The sequence below is a fragment of the Clostridioides sp. ES-S-0049-02 genome (assembly GCF_020658465.1).
GTDB lineage: Bacteria > Bacillota > Clostridia > Peptostreptococcales > Peptostreptococcaceae > Clostridioides.
In genome coordinates this window covers 64,815-82,474 of sequence record NZ_JACVWG010000010.1, presented here as the reverse complement: position 1 = coordinate 82,474, position 17,660 = coordinate 64,815, and the positions used below count along the sequence as shown (strand labels likewise).

Genomic DNA, 17,660 nt, shown 5'->3' with positions numbered 1-17,660 from the left:
ATTATATTCATTAGGATTTTAAAATTTTCAGGAGGGTTACATAAATGAATACTAGCGGAAGCGAGATTAAAATTATTGCAGGTAATTCATCGAAAGAGTTAGCACAAAAAATAGCTGACTATATAGGTGTATCAGTGCTAGACTGTGAAGTAGGTACATTTAGTGATGGTGAAATATGTGTAAACATGAATGAGACAGTAAGAGGTTGTGATGTGTTTGTAGTACAATCTACTAATAGTCCAGTAAATGATAACTTAATGGAGTTATTAATCTTAATTGATGCATTAAAGAGAGCATCAGCAGGAAGAATAACAGCAGTTATTCCTTACTATGGATATGCAAGACAAGATAGAAAAGCTAAGGCAAGAGATCCAATCACTGCTAAATTAGTTGCAAACTTAATAACTGCTGCTGGAGCAGACAGAGTATTAACAATGGATTTACATGCAGCTCAAATACAAGGATACTTTGATATACCACTAGACCACTTATTAGGTGGAACAATATTAGCAGATTACTTCAATGAAAAGAAAATAGAAGATTTAGTAGTAGTATCTCCAGATTTAGGAAGTGTTACTAGATCAAGAAAGTTTGCTAATACTTTAAATGGAGAAGTTCCAATAGCGATAATAGATAAGAGAAGACCAAAAGCTAATGTGTGTGAAGTTATGAACTTAATAGGTGATGTTAAAGGTAAAAATGTTATACTATTAGATGATATGATAGATACAGCTGGAACAATCGTTAATGCGGCAAATGCACTTAAAGAGTTTGGAGCAAAAGATGTTTATGCTTGTTGTACTCATGGTGTATTATCAGGACCAGCTATTGAAAGAATTTCTAATTCAGAAATAAGTGAGTTAATAGTTCTTGATACTATACAACTTCCTGAAGAAAAAAGAATAGATAAGATAAAAATAAAAACAGTAGCTCCTTTATTTGGAGATGCTATAAGAATGATATTCTCTAATGAATCAGTAAGTAAATTATTTTAATTAATTAGATTTATAAGAGTTGCTTAAAGTAAGTTTTTAAGCAACTCTTTTTTAATATCTAATTTATGTATTAGTATAATTTATTGGAGTTGTATGTGTGTATATAAAAGTAAATGTTTCTTGTAAAACATGTGGATAAGTAATTAAAAACTAAATTTAATAAAAAATATAAAATTATGAATATTACGAATATAAAAAATATTTGGAAAAAGTATTGAAAAAATTTGAATTATGTAGTATTATGTAAATATAAATTAAAGAAAGAGGTGTTTCCAATGGGAAGGATTGAAGATGAACCCCTAATAATTAATTGATTCAGTCACAATCTAAAGTAAATATAAAAATCTATTGAAAGTTTATTTATAAGAATTGAAAATAGTATCTATTCTATATCTTTAGTGTTTGTGAGAGGGTTCTGGATTATATAAAGTTACTGTAAAGAAAGTAATTTTGTACGATAAGCATATATATAGATGAAGAGTTTCATTTATATAGTGATTGTGGCTGAATCATAACTGCAAGAATATAGATGTTTTTAATAAAATACTATATTGTAATAGCTTTTAGCTTTCAAATAAATATTAGCAAAGGATGGAAATGACAATGATAAAACTAAATGATAATTTATAAATATCTCCTTACGATATATGATAATTGTAGGGAGATGTTTCTTTTTTGTATAGTATAATTACTTTCGGAAATTATGTTTGAATATGTTAAAGTTTGGTATATATAAATAATATAAACTGTATTGCTAAAATGTGGTAACTATTATATAATATAAGTGGATATGTATCTCTATTATGAGTTATATATCATTCTAAATTTAATAAAATAGAAACGTTGATGTATGTTCTGTGATGTGGGCACCTTGGAACATATTGAGTTAGTGGTGCAACCGGCTATGAAATTGTATTTATGATACTTTTATTTTCATAGTTTTTTTTGTTCAAAAAAATGGTTATATGCTAGAAATAAATCTGGTTAGTACGTGTAAATAATTTTACTTAGATTTTTAACCAGATATATTATAATTAAGTATTAATTAAAAAAATTGAGGGGGAATAAAAATGAAGTTAAGAAAGAATAAAAAAGGTTTCACTTTAGTGGAATTATTGGTAGTAATTGCAATTATAGGTATATTAGCAGTAGTGGCAGTTCCAGCTTTATTTAGTAATATAAACAAAGCTAAGGTAGCAAGTGTTGAGTCTGATTATAGTTCAGTTAAAAGTGCAGCATTGTCTTATTATGCAGATACTAACACATTACCTACAGATATAAAAACGCACTTAAAATCATACTTGGAATCTGATATAGAAAATTCTGATATTGGTGGAACTTATGATTTAGTTAAAGTTAGTAATAATAAAAAATTAGCATTATTGATAGATGGCGCAACAATAACAAAAGAACAAGCGAACAAACTAGTATCTGATATAGGGGAAGATAAGGTTTATACAGATGAAAATCTTTCTAGTAAGTTAACTAGTGCTTTAGATAAAGGTGATATATACATCATTCTTATAGATAATTTAGAGGATAATGGTAGTAGTGGTAATTAATAGTAAATAATATATTTATTATTTGATTATATTTAAGTTTAATTATAAATTTAATGAAAAAGGCAGGAAGAAAATCTTCCTGTCTTTTATACTATTTTCTTTAATGTCCAATCACAAATGATGATATAATTGAGATAGTAAAGGAGTGAAATCTGTGGCTAAAAAAGTTAGAATAGGAGACAAACTGGTCGAAAAAGGATACATAACAGAAGACCAGCTTAAATGGGCATTATCAGAGCAAAAAAACAGTGGAAAAAGACTAGGAGAATTTCTAGTACAAGAAGGTCTTATAGATAGTAACTTATTAATAAGTGTATTAAAAGAACTTTTAGATATAGAAAGTGTATTTTTAGAAGGAACAGAAATAGACACATTAGCTACAAAGATGGTTCCAGAAAATATATGCAAAAGATATGCTGTATTTCCATTCAAAATCGATGGAAATAAAATATGTCTAGCCATGTCAGACCCACAAGACAGAGAAGCAGTTCAAGATGTAAGACGTATGTCAGGTAAAGATGTCGAAATATTTATATCAAGTGCAGAAGATATAAACAAAGCAATAGGTCATGCTTATGCACATTCAGAAATAAATAAAGCAATGACTGAATACAACAAAAACAAGACTGGTGGAATTAGAGAAACAGTAATCCTTGAAGAGGATGTAAATGCTGCTCCAATAGTAAGACTAGTAAATAATATACTAGAAAATGCTGTTAGAATGGAGGCCAGTGATATACATATAGAACAAAGCGAAAATTACATGCGTGTTAGATTTAGAATAGATGGAATGTTAAGAGAATATATGAGAATGAACTCTGCTCCATACAAAGCGGTAATAAGTCGTATAAAAATAATGTCAGATATAAATATATCTGAAAAGCGGATTCCACAAGATGGTAGAATATATTTAAAAGTAGATAATAAACCTATAGATTTTAGGGTTTCTACAATGCCTACTAATAGGGATGAAAAAATAGCAATGAGAGTACTTGATAAGAGTAATTTTATGGTAAGTAAAGAAGTACTAGGAATAGATGAACATGGCTCTAAGATATATGATGAGTTAATAAATACTCCTTATGGGCTTATATTGGTAGTTGGACCTACTGGAAGTGGAAAAACTACTACATTATATTCAATGCTAAATCAATTGAATACGGAAAATAGAAATTTATTAACGATAGAAGACCCTATAGAGTATGAACTACCTGGTGTAAATCAATCTCAAATAAATGAGAAGGCAGGACTTACTTTTGCCAGTGGGCTTAGAGCCTTTATGCGTCAAGACCCAGATATAATAATGGTTGGAGAGATAAGAGATACAGAAACTGCTGAAATAGCAATTAGAGCTTCTCTTACAGGACATTTAGTTTTAAGTACATTACATGCAAATACAGCAGTCGGAGCGATTTCACGTCTTTTAGATATGGATGTGGAAAGTTTTTTGATAACTTCATCTCTTTTAGGGGTAATATCTCAAAGGCTGACACGAAAAATATGTGAACATTGTAGAATTTCATATGAAGCAGACACTGGAGAAAAAAAGGCTCTTGGAATTGATGTAAACGAATCAGTGACTATCTATAAAGGACAGGGATGTGAAAGATGTAATAATACTGGATATAAGGGACGTCTAGGTATATTTGAAATGCTTGAAATTACACCAGAAATAAAAGAGCTAATAGATTCATCTGCAAATCAAAGAGAAATTTTAAAGTTAGCTAAAAAACAAGGTATGATTAGTCTAAAAGAGGATATAGTTAAAAAGGTTTTAGGTGGAAAGACAACAGTAGAAGAAATGATTAGAATAATTTTGATGACTGATTAAGGGATGATATTATGAAAAGTTTTAAGTATACAATAATAAAAGAGGATGGGAAAAAGCAAACTGATGTGATTGAAGCTAATGATTTTAATGAAGCTAAAAGTCTTCTTAGAAAAAGAAATCTTAGAGTTCTTGAAATCAAAGAAAGTAAAAGTAAAAATATAAATATATCTTCTAGAAAGAGAAAAAAAGACTTAGGAGCTGACCAAATAAGCCATTTTTGCAGACAGTTTGCTATTATAGTATCTTCTGGTATAAATAGTATTTCTGGATTAGAAACATTAGCAGGAAGGTCAACTAATGTTACATTAAGAGAAGAAATAAATCGTATAGTAGCAGAGATAAAAATAGGTTCTACTATTGCTGACTCAATGCTTGCACCAAAGTCTAAGTTTCCAAAGTTACTTGGTGCTATGGTGGCTACAGGTGAGGCTACAGGTAAACTAGATGAAGTATTAAAAAGTATGGCTTCATTTTATTCCAGTGAGCATAGAGTTAAGCAAAAGCTTAGAAATGCAGCTACATACCCATTAATAGTTTTGATTTCTTCATTTATAATGATTTTTATATTTACAGCATTTATGGTACCTAAGATGATTAATTCAATCACAACAGTAGGTGCTACTCTTCCACTTGTAACAAGGATTGTTATGGGATTTGGTACATTTATGAAGACATTTTGGCCAATAGTACTTTTAGTTATTATACTGTCTATTTACCAATTTAAGAAGTATCTAAAAACACCAGTGGGTAGAGCTCAAAAGGATAGAGTTATAAATAAAATTCCTGTATTGGGAAAAGGTATAAACTGTATGGTGGCTACACGATTTTCAAGAGCATTGTATCTATTTGTATCAACTGGGTATCCATTAGTTCAAGGGCTCGATTATATTATAGATAGTGTAAATAATACTATGGCAGAAAAGATTTTAACATCAGCAAAAGATGGAATAACAAGAGGTGAAAGTCTAGCAGAAAACTTAGAAAGATATACGTATTTTGATTCAGTTTTAGTGCAGATGATAGCTATAGGGGAACAGACAGGGGAATTAGAGAACATAAGTAGACAGATGGCTGAATTCTATGAATATGAATCCGAAATTTATCTAAATAGAATGGCATCAATGATAGAACCTGTTTTAATAATTGCAGTTGGTATTATAGTTGCGGTACTGGTTGTATCAATATTCATGCCAATGCTTAGTATATATGATGCTATGTAGGAGGGAAAACAACAAATGAATAAGGTTTATGTATCATATTATGGTGATTCTATATCCATAGTTGAAGGCAGATACAAACATGATAAAGATAAATTTTATATAAAAAACTTTAATGTATTTTCAATAGAGGATATTGCTCAAGATTTTTCTAAAGAAAAGTATGCTCTATTGAGATATGCATTAGAAAATGTAAAGTTAAAATCAAAACACATAGTGTTTTGTTTGAATACGAGAGATGTAATTCTAAAACCTCAAAAGTTGCCTAAGATGGATAAAAAAGATTTAGATGGATTTATGAAGCTAGAAATGGATGAAATGATGGCCCTGGAATCAGATGAGTATGTATTTTCATATGAAGTATCTAGTGAGATATCTGATAGGTCAGAAGGTGAAGAGGCTAGTTTAAATCTGATTATTGGGGCTATAAAGAAAGAAGAAATAAATGCAATTGTAGATATAATACATGAATTTGATTTGGTATTGGATAGAATAGATACATTATCAACAGCTTATTTAAGAATTCTCAAGAATTTAGATTACAATGATATAATGGTGACAAATATAAGCGATAATAGCACAATTATAAACATATATAAAAAAGATACTTTATTTATTAGTGATAATATACCAATAAGAATAACTGCTAAAGATATGGAAATGCAATTATTAAATGTGGTCGAAGAGTCAAAAGGACTTATGAATTACTATTCGTCAAGAAACTTTGGTAAGGTAACAGACACTATATTGATATTGGGGAAAAGGTACTCTAATAAATTAATTTATGAGGCTTTTAGTTCTGCATTTTCAAACTATGTTTCTCAAGGTCTTACAGAGATAATGGATATAGCTGATATGGTATCTGGTGATATAGATGAAGATGATATAAATTCAATTGTAGAACTTTTAGGTTGTATGATAGAGCCTAAAGACAAAAAAGATTTTGAAAATATAAATTTTCTACCAATAGATATACTTAGAAAACAAATGAAAGCTAAACAAATAAAAAGTGTAATGAAAATGGCACCTGTGGTTATTTTAGTGATTTCTATTCCATATTTATGTTTAATTTTTTCAAACAGTTTAGCTAATAAAGAACTTGAAAATGTAAATGATGAAATAAGAAATATTGAGTCTGCTTACTATCAAATTGGAAATATAGAAAAAATGATACAAAGTAAAACAGAAGAAATAAAGGTATATGATATGTTAATTGGGAAAAAGGTAAAATGGGAAAATCTATTGGATGATATAGATAAAAATACTCCAAGTAGAGTTGAACTAATGAGTTTATCAACGACTTATCAAAATCTTGGAACTACTAATAAAACTGAGAACTCAAATAACAATAAAACTACCACAAATAAATCAAGTAGTAATGAAACAAAATCAAATACAAAAAGTAGTAGTGATGGAGATAAAGCCAGCAGTGATTTAAATGAAGATAAGACTACAAATGTGTCAGAAGCATTAACTGGAGATAGTGGAACTGATAGTGCTGATACAGATAAAGATGATAAAACACCATTATATGATAAGATACCAAATGTTATAAACATAGAAGGAAATGCTAAAGATTCTTCTTATGTAGGTCAGTTTTTATATAAATTAAAGGGCTTGTATTATTTTGAAGATGTTAAACTGCATAGCATAAAAAGCAATGAAGAGAATTCCAACTATACATTTAATATGACATTATACCTGAAAGAAGGTGTATTAACTAATGAATAAGGACATATTTAAAAAAGATATAAAAGATATATTTAAAATGGAAGTTAGTCTAAAGGGAATACTTATAAAAGTTGTAATTTTACTTGCTATTTTATCCTATGGATATTTTGGACTTTATCCACAATATGAGAAATATGTTTCTACAAAAAATTCTGTAAAACAAGCTACACAAAAATTAAATACATATAAAGAGAAAACAGCTCTTATGCCAAAATATGAAAAACAACTTAAAAATATTGAAACTGAATTAAATGAAAAAAGTAAAAACCTATTATATGATATGCAAGATGGTCTGTTTCTAATTGGTTTAGACAAGAAAATGAAAACATATAATATTGACTTAACTAGCTATGATGTTGGAAATATTAGAGAATATGAACATTTTTATGGAATATCAACAACAATAAGTGTTAGAGGGGATTATAGAAATGTTAAAAAATTGATGGCTTATTTAGAAGAGCAAAAAAATGTTACTCAGATATTAGACTATACTATGACTTCATATATAGAGCCAGAAAAAGAAGAACAAGAGACAACAAGTAATAAAGACTTAATTAAAAATGTGAACATAAATAAAGATACAAAAATATATTGGGTAGAAGGCGAAGATAAATGGCATTTATATAATGACTGTCCATTGATAAAAGAAGGAGAAATTCTTAAGAATGACAAACTTTTAGATAGGTCAACAAGTTATCTATGTAACACTTGTGTACTTAGAGCTGCAACAGAAAAAGAAACAAAAAAAGAAGTAGTAACTCCACAAGCAGAAGGTGTAGTAGAGGCTACATTTAAATTTATAATGTATACTAAAGAAAATACTACAATGATACTTGATACAGATAATCCATCTTCATGGAGACCAGGAAAATATAATCCATTTAAAGCTAGTGCAAAATAAAACCAAATAGGTTTTAAAGATAGGTGATGAGCTTGTACAAAAACAATGAAAGAGGTCTTACTTTATTAGAAATAATAGTAGCTGTATTTATATTGACTATAGTTTTAAGTATTTCTTATAAAGTATTTAATGGTATAACATCAGCAGTAAAAAAACAACAAATCATTACAGATGCTCAAGTAAATATTAATTTAATTAATAAATATTTAAATAGAGACTTAGAAAACTGTAAGGATGTAACAAAGAACAGTTCAGGTAGTGGCTATGAATACAATATAGAAACTCCAGAGAATACAGTAAAGTATGAAGTATCTATAGATACCAAAAACAATACAGGAGTATACTCTGTAACAAGAATTCAAGAAAATACCACTAATACTGAAGATGCACTTAGAGAAGAAATAATTTCTAATCAACCATTAGTTCAAAACAATAAAGAAATGAAGGAAACGCCATTTAAAATAGAAAAACAAGCTGATAAATCTATTTATACAGTAAGTGTATATTATAATGAATCAGTTCAAGAAGGCCAGAAAAGCAGTGATTTAAATAACAAGACTTATACATTTGATGTTATGTCAAGAATTGGGTAAATGGGAATTTATTTAAAAAATAAGTAGGTTGATAAAATATGAGTAAAAAGAGTAATGAAAAAGGATTTTCTTTAATTGAAGTATTAGTAGCTATGGCGATTATGGGAATTATATTATTTGCATTTTTTAATATTATCAATACTAATGAAAAGGCCAACACTAAAAATGAAGCAGATATAAGTTCCTTAAATTATGTTCAAAGTGAAATAGAGAACTTAAGAGAGAAAATAAAAAGTGGAACATTTGATTTTGACAGTCTGGATAAGCGAGAAGATGGAACAGTGGAATATGAAAAATTAATAGATAAATCAAACAAAGTCGTATATGATAAAGTACTTAACAAGGATGATGTGAGTTTATATGATACTCCATATAAAGAGATTACAACAGTAGAAGATAAAGACGGAAATATAATTGACAAGGAAAGTATTACAAACAAAGTAAAGGTTATTGTAGATGATAAAAGTGGTCAAATATACAAAATAACTGCAACGGGAAAAAGCATGAATGACTATTCAAGTAAAAAAGAAGTTAAAATTGTAACTGAAATATTTAAAGATAAATAATTTTACTTGGGGGTGAGATTTTGAGGAAGTATAATAAGATAAAAAACGAAAGAGGGGCGGCATTAGTTTTAGTTTTGGTTGTAGTAGCATTGCTTTCTATTGTTGGATTGACATTTTCAAATCAGATAGCTAATAGAATAAAATCTACAAAGACTACTAATGAGGGTATACAGGCCAAGTATCTAGCAGATACATGTGTGGAAAATAGTGTTGATAAAGCATATGAAAAATTGTATGATGAGCTTGAAAAAATAGATAATGAACTTAAAAGTGAAAATCAAGAAAAATCAATATCAAGGTCAGCATTAAGAAATATATCAAGTTTGGAACTTAATAATCAAGATGAGGAAAATCTTCCAGTGGAGAGACTTGGGTATATGAATAATATAAAGTTCTATTTAAATAAAGCTGCTCCAGATTTAGAAAAAGCTAGTATAGAGTTAAAAAAATTACAGGGTTTAAATATATTTGAGGATAGGGATATTGAAGATATAGCTGAAACTATTCTTTCACATAGAGATTCTACATTAAGAATTTGTAAGACTTATACTTCTGGAGATATCAGTAAAATAAATGAAAGTATTTTGGTTGGAGATATAGATTCAACTACATTACTTCAGGCAAAGTTAGTAAATAATGATATTCTTTTAAAAATGTTTTTAGAAGGAAATAAAGTTGAAAATGAACATTTAAATGGGACATTTTCATACACTTATAAAGCTTTAGATAGTATTTCTTTGGCAATGCAAAATATGATTGAATACAGACATACATTTCATATTGATGAACCAAAAGTAGAAATATATGATGGAATTCCAGATTCTCAACAATATTATGACTTAATACAAAATCCTATAATAAATGGGAAGAGATATGGTTGGAATAGTAACTGGGATACATTAGAAAACTTGTTAAAACTCTTACCAAATCAAACTGAAGGATTTAATGCTTTGAGGGTTCACTTGAGAAATAATGTAAGGAAATTTGAAAAATTAAGTGAGAATATATATAGTGGAAATAAAAATACAGCAGAAGATTTTTTGGAATATAAAGAGTTACTATATGAGATATCAGACCAATGTAATCAGTTAAAAAGTATGTCTTATGAGAAAATACCTGTTAAATATGATAATATGACTTTGATAACAACTTTTGATTATATACAAAATGAGCTTTTAGCGGAGATAAAATGTAGACTGAAGGAATTAAAACCTCAAGAAGTTGATAAAACAGAAGATGCTACTATAAAAATACCTTTTTATAAAGCTGACTACGACATGACGAAAGAAAGCTGGCCAGAATTAAAAGAAAATGGCTCAGGGGCAGAGTTAAGTTTAGTAGTAACTGGTGATAAAGATGGAATAAAAGAGGTAGAAGTTAAAGATGGACAAAAAAATGTTCTTGGATTAGGTGTTGAAGAAAACTCAAATTCAAAATATGAAGTTGAAGCTAAAGTTAAATTTAATATAAATGTAGATTCAAATATATTAGATAATTATGACATAAAAGATAAAATTTCAATTAGTCATGACATAAGTTCGTACAAAAAAGTAAACTAAACACAAAACTATAACTTAGTATAAACTAATAAGTAATAAAATGACTTTGTATGTTTATTACTAAAAAAGTAAGTAAATTAATAAAAGATATGGAGAATAAATATTATGTATATTTATGATTTATTAGAGCAAGCAATAAGTTTAAATGCATCAGATATACACATAACAGTTGGTACAAATCCTGTAGCTAGAGTAAAAGGTGGATTTGTAAAGCTAAGTGAACAAATCTTGACACCAGAGATAACGATGCAAATGGCAAAAGACATAGCAGGGGAATCTATGTTTAAAGTAATAGAAGAACATGGAGAAGCTGATTTTTCAGCTTCTCTAAAAACTGGAGAAAGATTTAGGGTAAACTCCTATAGACAAAAAGGAAATTATGCAATAGCAATAAGAACTATAACAGCAGAAATACCAACTTTTGAGAAACTAGGACTTCCAGAAAACATAAAATCTTTTACTGAAAGACATAAAGGATTGGTTTTAGTTACAGGACCTACAGGAAGTGGTAAAAGTACAACACTTGCAAGTATGATAAATATAATAAATGAAACGCAACAAAAACATATAATTACACTAGAAGACCCAATAGAGTATGTCCATCACCACAAACAAAGTTTAGTAAACCAAAGAGAAGTAGGAACTGATACAGAAAGTTTTCACTCAGCTCTTAGAGCTATTTTACGTCAAGACCCAGATGTAATACTAATAGGGGAAATGAGAGACCCTGAGACTGTGTCAATAGCGTTAACAGCCGCAGAAACAGGACATCTAGTATTTTCAACACTACATACAGTTGGTGCTGCTAAGACAATAGACAGAATAGTGGACATGTTCCAGCCAGCCCAACAACAACAAATAAAAACTCAATTGTCTACAGTGTGTGAAGGGGTAGTATCACAACAATTACTTCCTACATCAGATGGGAAGGGTAGGATAGCTGCAATTGAATTGATGTTTGCAACACCAGCAATAAAAAACCTAATAAGAGAAGGAAAAACATATCAAATTCCAAATATGATACAAACTGGAGTTAAAGCAGGTATGAAAACTATGGATCAAGATTTAATGGAACTTTATAAAAATGGAAAGATTACAAAAGATATGGCACTTAGTAGATGTACTGACCAAGAATTTATGACTAGAATGATAGGTGGAGTAAGTTATAATGGAAATTATAGTCGTTAATTTATATGTATTTGTAGTTGGGCTAGTATTTGGAAGTTTCTTTAATGTTTGTATTTTTAGGATTCCAGAAGGTATATCTATCTCTAGTCCACCATCTCATTGTATGAGTTGCAATACTAGATTAAAGCCTATGGACTTAATACCAGTTTTTAGCTATTTAATGAGTGGGAGAAAATGCAGATATTGTGGTGAGAAAATTTCTAGTAGATATGCTATAGTAGAGTTAATTACAGGAATTTTATTTTTAACAGTATTTATGGTTTATGGAATATCCATATCAACTATTTATTATTTGGTTCTTGTATCTTTATTAATTGTAATAACATTTATAGATATTGACCACTTTATAATACCAGATAGGATACTAGTTTTTGGGGCTATATTTGCTATAATTTTTAATCTTCTACTAAAAGAAGTTTCAATTAAAGATTCTATTATAGGTGCTTTTGTATGTGGAGGAAGCGTTTGGCTTATAGTAGTTCTAATTGAATTCATAATAAAAAAAGAATGCATGGGTGGAGGAGATATTAAACTATTCGCAATGTTAGGCTTATATATGGGTGCTAAAAATGGTCTTTTAACAGCTTTACTGAGTGTTTATGTAGGAGCAGTATATGGAATTTGTGTGATAGTTTTGAGCAAGATAAAGGGAAAGAAATACAATTCTGTTATACCTTATGGGCCATTTATATCAATTGGAGCATTAATAACAATTTTATTTGGAAGACAATTACTTGAATTTTACTTTTCTATACTTATGTAGAGGATAGTTAAGTTTAATGTAATTTTAATTTTTATAAAAGTGAATTAAAGTAATCAATAAGGACAATATTATTATTAACCCTACTACATAGTACTGTAGACTATGGAGTATATAATAATAATTTCCTTATTTTTTGCATATTTGATAAATAAATCCTTATATATTTTTTGTGATGGATTAAAGAAAAGTTCGTATAATATGCTTTTTATTTACATAGTAACTGTAGTTTTATCTGTATTAATATATCTAAAATTTGGGATTAGTACAGAATGTGTACAATATATAGTATTGATTCCATTTTTAATAATTATATCTATTATAGACTACTACACAATATATGTATATGATATAACAATAGTTAGTGGTATAATAGTTCAAGGTGTAATTTTTTTAATCTTTTGCAATATAGTGCAAATTGACTATATAAGTCATATATTTGGACTGGCAATAGGTTTTATTATACCTTATATTATTGCTAAATTTACAAAAGGATTAGGCTATGGAGATGTAGGTCTCTATAGCTTATGTTGCTTTGCATTGGGAAATAACTATGGATTTTATGTGATAATTTTATCATTTATTTTAGCATTTTTATTTTTTGTTATTTTATATGTAATTAAAATTTTTAAAAATATAAATATCAAAAAACAAATTCCTTTTACACCATTTATTTCTCTAGCGACAATTATAATAATATTTACAGAGTATAATATATTTGATTTTTATTATAGTTTGTTATATAAATTTCTATAACAGGAGGTAAAAAATGTACGTAGTAGTAGGGTTAGGAAATCCAGGAAAAAAATACGAAAAGACTAGACATAACGTTGGATTTGATGTCATAGATATTCTTGCAAAAGAATACAACATTAGTGTTACTAAAATAAAACACAAAGCTTTAATTGGCGAAGGTAGAGTAGGTACTGAAAAAGTATTACTAGTAAAACCACAAACTTATATGAATTTAAGTGGAGAAACATTAATAGATATATATAAATATTATAAGGTAGATTTAAATAATATAGTAGTAGTGTATGATGATATAGATTTAGATGTTGGAAAGATACGCATAAGAAAAAAAGGAAGTGGTGGTACTCATAATGGAATGAAATCTATAACGAAGTGTTTAGGTTCAAATGATTTCCCAAGAGTAAGAGTAGGTGTATCTAAGCCAGAAGTTGGCCAAGACTTAGCAGATTTTGTACTTTCTAGATTTAGAAAAGAAGAATCTGATAATATAAATGAAGCACTAGAAAAAGCGGCGTGTGCTGTTGACTCAATAATAAGAGAAAATATAGACATGTCTATGAACAAATACAATGGATAGTGAGAGGGAGATTTAAATGAATGATGTTTTTTTATATCCTTTGCAGAACTCAAAAGAGTATAAAGATATAATAAACTGCATAAAAAATACAAAAGGCTCATTATTGGTTAATGGACTTTTACCAGTACAAAAACCTCATATATCATATTCTATGTTTAATGATTTGTCACGACAAATGATTTTTATCACAAGTAGTGATTTAGAAGCAAAAAAAGTATATGAAGATTTAAATTTTTATGTTGGGGATAAGGTCGAATATTTAGGGTTTCAAGATATTTACTTTTATCATTTAGATGCAAAGGACAGAAACGAAGAAGCAAAAAAATTAAAGGTGTTGTTAAAACTAGCAAAGAAAGAAAAAATAATTTTAGTGACTTCTATTGAAGCCGTTTTAAGAAAATATATACCAAAACAAGTTTTACTTGATAGTGTGTCTCATTACAAAGTGGGGGATAGTTTAGATTTAGAAAAATTAACTGAGAAGTTAGTTTCCTTAGGATATGAAAGAGTTTCAAAAATAGAAGGGTTTGGTCAATTTAGTATAAGAGGTGGAATTATTGATGTGTTCTCGCTTGAGTATACAAATCCGATTCGTATGGAATTATTTGATGATGAGATAGATTCCATACGAACTTTTGACGTATTTTCTCAAAAATCAATTGATAAATTACAACAATTCTCTATAACCCCTTCAAGAGAATTTATTTATCCAGAAAAAACTACAGATGCATTAGTTAGATTAAAAAAAGAAACAACTAAAAATACTGATGAAGGAACCTTTCAAAATATAGAATATATATCAAGTAAGACCTATTTTGAAGGTGTAGAAAACTATATAGATTATATCTATCCAGAAGAAAACAAAAGTATATTTACTTATCTAGCAGATGATGCAATAGTATTTATCAATGATATAACAAGACTTAAGGAAAGATGTGAAAATTACTTAAATGAGTTTAGAGAAAATTACAAATTAAACCTTGAAAGAGGTTTAGCTATTAAAAATCAAGGAAAACTATTATACCACTATACAGATTTAGAGTACCTAGTAAAAGACAAGTCTGTAGTCTTAAATTCACTATTACCAAAGTCTATAAATAACTTTTCTGTAAAATCCATAATAAATTTTGAAAGTAGAGAAGTACCTACATTTAATGGAAAAGTAGACTTACTTGTAGAAGAATTAAATCGGCTGAAATACAATGGCTATAAAATAATTTTGGCTACAAATACATTGGAAAGAGCAAATAAATTAGGAAAAGATTTATTGGATAAAGGCTTAGAAACAACTGTTTCTAAAGATAGAGATATTGAAATTAAATCTTCTCAAATTGTAATTGTACCTGCACATATAAATAGTGGTTTTCAGTATAAATCCATAAAATTTGTTGTTATAACAGATAATGAAATGATAGGGGTCTATAAGAGAGCCTCTAAGACTAGTAATAAAAAAGCCAAAAAAGGAAAGAAGATAGAGTCATTTTTAGATTTAAGCGTTGGAGATTATGTAGTACATGAAAATAGTGGTGTAGGTAGATACACAGGAATTGAACAGATTACAGTTAACGCCATCAAAAAAGATTACATGAAAATAGTTTACCAAGGTGGAGATAATTTATATGTACCAATAGATCAGATGGATAAAGTACAAAAATATATTGGTGCAGAGGTAGAAAAAGTTAAGTTAAATAAGCTTGGAACAAATGAGTGGACAAAGGCAAAGGCAAAAGTCAAAAAAGAAATTGAAGATATGACAAAAGACTTAATTGAACTCTATGCAAAACGTGAAAAGATACAAGGGTATAAGTTTTCAAAAGATACACCTTGGCAGGCAGAGTTTGAATCCTTGTTTCCATATCAAGAAACAGAAGACCAATTAAAAGCAATAGAGGAAACTAAACATGATATGGAATCAAGTAAAGTAATGGATAGACTTGTTTGTGGAGATGTTGGCTATGGAAAAACAGAAGTAGCAATTAGAAGTATTTTTAAGGCATGTATGGACCAAAAGCAGGTTGCAGTATTAGTACCAACAACGATACTGGCTCAACAGCATTACAATACATTTAAAGAAAGGTTTGAAAATTATCCTTTGAGAGTGGAAGTTTTGAGTAGATTCAAGACTCCAAAGCAACAAAAGCAGATTATTGAAGATGCTAAAAAAGGGTTAGTAGATATTTTAATTGGTACTCATAGAATAATATCTAAAGATATAAATTTACCAAACTTGGGTCTTGTAGTTATTGATGAGGAACAAAGATTTGGTGTAAAACACAAAGAAGCTTTAAAGAAAATTAAATCTACAGTAGATGTTCTTACACTTTCAGCAACTCCTATACCAAGAACTCTACATATGTCTTTAAGTGGGATAAGAGATATGAGTGTTATAGAAGAACCCCCGCAAGAAAGACATCCTGTAATAACGTATGTTACTGAGAGTAAGGAAAGCGTAATTCAAGATGAAATAGAAAGAGAATTAAGCAGAGGTGGACAGGTATTCTTCGTATACAATCGAGTTGAACATATTGAAGAAATGGCAAGTATGATTCAAAAGCTTGTGCCAGATGCTAGAGTAGCTGTTGCACATGGAAGAATGACTTCTAAATCACTAGAAAATATAATCTTAGGATTTTTAAATAAAGACTATGATGTGCTAGTGTGTACTACAATAATAGAAACAGGCATGGATATATCCAATGCAAATACCATGATTATATACGATGCAGATAAAATGGGATTAGCTCAGTTATATCAGTTAAGAGGTAGGGTTGGAAGAAGTTCCAGACAAGGATATGCATATCTCATGTATGAAAAAGATAAGACTTTAAGTGAAATAGCAGAAAAAAGATTAAAGGCTATTAGGGAATTTACAGAATTTGGATCAGGCTTTAAAATAGCTATGAGAGACCTTGAAATCAGAGGGGCTGGAAATATTTTAGGTTCTCAACAACATGGTCATATGGCAGTCATAGGTTATGATTTATATGTCAAAATGCTTAATGATGCAATTAAAAAGGTTAAAGGTGAGCCTATTGTTGAGGAAATTGATGTTGAAATAGATTTAAGTGTAAATGCATATATTCCAGACAATTATATTAAGGATGAATTGATTAAGATTGAAATGTATAAGAAGATTGCTTCTATTGAAAATAGGGAAGATATGTTGGATATACAAGAAGAACTTGAAGATAGATTCTCTGATATACCTAAACCAGTACAAACACTACTTACAATAGCTTATATAAAATCATTGTGTAAGATATTAAAAATAGAAAAAATTAGACAAGTGAAAGATGAAATATTATTAGTTCCAATAACAAAGTATAGAACTAAACAAAAAATAGGTTATAATATAGTTACAGAATTAGAAGAACTGTTAGAAAAAATGTGCAAGGTAAAATAACTTGTAAATTTAAGAAGGGATGTT

At 28.7% G+C, this 17,660-nt stretch carries 14 protein-coding genes and 1 riboswitch; all 14 genes read left to right on the top strand.

From position 1 onward, the window contains the following. Positions 1 to 44: 44 nt before the first annotated feature. The 14 genes from IC213_RS16620 to mfd all read left to right on the top strand — a co-directional run bounded on the left by IC213_RS16620 (position 45) and on the right by mfd (position 17,636). Positions 45 to 995: a ribose-phosphate diphosphokinase gene (locus IC213_RS16620; protein ID WP_054271950.1), complete on the top strand. Its 951-nt coding sequence runs from the start codon at positions 45 to 47 to the stop codon at positions 993 to 995. 827 nt (positions 996 to 1,822) lie between these two features. Further along, a riboswitch (cyclic di-GMP riboswitch) is annotated at positions 1,823 to 1,908 on the top strand. Between the two features lie 157 nt (positions 1,909 to 2,065). Then, complete coding sequence (locus IC213_RS16615) at positions 2,066 to 2,557, top strand: type II secretion system protein (protein WP_227831530.1); 492 nt, start codon at positions 2,066 to 2,068, stop codon at positions 2,555 to 2,557. A 154-nt stretch (positions 2,558 to 2,711) separates the two neighbouring features. Continuing rightward, entirely contained in the window at positions 2,712 to 4,388 is a 1,677-nt protein-coding gene (locus IC213_RS16610) for a GspE/PulE family protein (protein WP_227436326.1), read from the top strand. An 11-nt stretch (positions 4,389 to 4,399) separates the two neighbouring features. After that, positions 4,400 to 5,608 carry a type II secretion system F family protein gene (locus IC213_RS16605; protein WP_227436325.1) on the top strand — a complete coding sequence of 403 codons (1,209 nt, stop codon included), beginning with the start codon at positions 4,400 to 4,402 and terminating at the stop codon, positions 5,606 to 5,608. Between the two features lie 15 nt (positions 5,609 to 5,623). Further along, positions 5,624 to 7,336, top strand: a complete 1,713-nt coding sequence (locus IC213_RS16600) for a PilN domain-containing protein (protein ID WP_227436323.1) — start codon at positions 5,624 to 5,626, stop codon at positions 7,334 to 7,336. Further along, positions 7,329 to 8,237 (top strand): type 4a pilus biogenesis protein PilO, encoded by a 909-nt coding sequence (gene pilO / locus IC213_RS16595; RefSeq protein ID WP_227863288.1) that lies wholly within the window; start codon positions 7,329 to 7,331, stop codon positions 8,235 to 8,237. Before IC213_RS16600 ends, pilO begins: the two co-directional genes overlap by 8 nt. Before the next feature lie 26 nt (positions 8,238 to 8,263). After that, positions 8,264 to 8,830, top strand: coding sequence for a prepilin-type N-terminal cleavage/methylation domain-containing protein (locus IC213_RS16590; protein ID WP_227825276.1), 567 nt, complete (start codon positions 8,264 to 8,266; stop codon positions 8,828 to 8,830). A 38-nt stretch (positions 8,831 to 8,868) separates the two neighbouring features. Further along, complete coding sequence (locus IC213_RS16585; RefSeq protein ID WP_227436318.1) at positions 8,869 to 9,396, top strand: prepilin-type N-terminal cleavage/methylation domain-containing protein; 528 nt, start codon at positions 8,869 to 8,871, stop codon at positions 9,394 to 9,396. A 20-nt stretch (positions 9,397 to 9,416) separates the two neighbouring features. Next, positions 9,417 to 10,955 carry a hypothetical protein gene (locus IC213_RS16580; RefSeq protein ID WP_227863287.1) on the top strand — a complete coding sequence of 513 codons (1,539 nt, stop codon included), beginning with the start codon at positions 9,417 to 9,419 and terminating at the stop codon, positions 10,953 to 10,955. 105 nt (positions 10,956 to 11,060) lie between these two features. Further along, a complete protein-coding gene (locus IC213_RS16575) occupies positions 11,061 to 12,143 on the top strand; it encodes a type IV pilus twitching motility protein PilT (RefSeq protein WP_227436312.1) in 1,083 nt (360 codons plus the stop codon). Continuing rightward, complete coding sequence (locus tag IC213_RS16570; RefSeq protein WP_227825278.1) at positions 12,124 to 12,906, top strand: prepilin peptidase; 783 nt, start codon at positions 12,124 to 12,126, stop codon at positions 12,904 to 12,906. Before IC213_RS16575 ends, IC213_RS16570 begins: the two co-directional genes overlap by 20 nt. A 198-nt stretch (positions 12,907 to 13,104) precedes the next feature. After that, positions 13,105 to 13,659 carry a prepilin peptidase gene (locus tag IC213_RS16565; protein ID WP_227436308.1) on the top strand — a complete coding sequence of 185 codons (555 nt, stop codon included), beginning with the start codon at positions 13,105 to 13,107 and terminating at the stop codon, positions 13,657 to 13,659. A gap of 13 nt (positions 13,660 to 13,672) precedes the next feature. Beyond that, entirely contained in the window at positions 13,673 to 14,233 is a 561-nt protein-coding gene (gene pth / locus IC213_RS16560; RefSeq protein ID WP_227436306.1) for an aminoacyl-tRNA hydrolase, read from the top strand. A gap of 16 nt (positions 14,234 to 14,249) precedes the next feature. Continuing rightward, on the top strand, positions 14,250 to 17,636 hold the full coding sequence (gene mfd, locus IC213_RS16555) for a transcription-repair coupling factor (protein ID WP_227436304.1): 3,387 nt from the start codon (positions 14,250 to 14,252) through the stop codon (positions 17,634 to 17,636). The last annotated feature ends 24 nt before the right edge of the window (positions 17,637 to 17,660 follow it).

What these genes read in the sequence shown, in the direction of transcription:
- IC213_RS16620 (WP_054271950.1), top strand. Translation starts at nt 45, where the DNA reads ATGAATACTAGCGGAAGCGAGATTAAAATTATTGCAGGTAATTCATCG.
- IC213_RS16615 (WP_227831530.1), top strand. Translation starts at nt 2,066, where the DNA reads ATGAAGTTAAGAAAGAATAAAAAAGGTTTCACTTTAGTGGAATTATTG.
- IC213_RS16605 (WP_227436325.1), top strand. Translation starts at nt 4,400, where the DNA reads ATGAAAAGTTTTAAGTATACAATAATAAAAGAGGATGGGAAAAAGCAA.
- IC213_RS16600 (WP_227436323.1), top strand. Translation starts at nt 5,624, where the DNA reads ATGAATAAGGTTTATGTATCATATTATGGTGATTCTATATCCATAGTT.
- pilO (WP_227863288.1), top strand. Translation starts at nt 7,329, where the DNA reads ATGAATAAGGACATATTTAAAAAAGATATAAAAGATATATTTAAAATG.
- IC213_RS16590 (WP_227825276.1), top strand. Translation starts at nt 8,264, where the DNA reads ATGAGCTTGTACAAAAACAATGAAAGAGGTCTTACTTTATTAGAAATA.
- IC213_RS16585 (WP_227436318.1), top strand. Translation starts at nt 8,869, where the DNA reads ATGAGTAAAAAGAGTAATGAAAAAGGATTTTCTTTAATTGAAGTATTA.
- IC213_RS16575 (WP_227436312.1), top strand. Translation starts at nt 11,061, where the DNA reads ATGTATATTTATGATTTATTAGAGCAAGCAATAAGTTTAAATGCATCA.
- IC213_RS16570 (WP_227825278.1), top strand. Translation starts at nt 12,124, where the DNA reads ATGGAAATTATAGTCGTTAATTTATATGTATTTGTAGTTGGGCTAGTA.
- IC213_RS16565 (WP_227436308.1), top strand. Translation starts at nt 13,105, where the DNA reads ATGCTTTTTATTTACATAGTAACTGTAGTTTTATCTGTATTAATATAT.
- pth (WP_227436306.1), top strand. Translation starts at nt 13,673, where the DNA reads ATGTACGTAGTAGTAGGGTTAGGAAATCCAGGAAAAAAATACGAAAAG.
- mfd (WP_227436304.1), top strand. Translation starts at nt 14,250, where the DNA reads ATGAATGATGTTTTTTTATATCCTTTGCAGAACTCAAAAGAGTATAAA.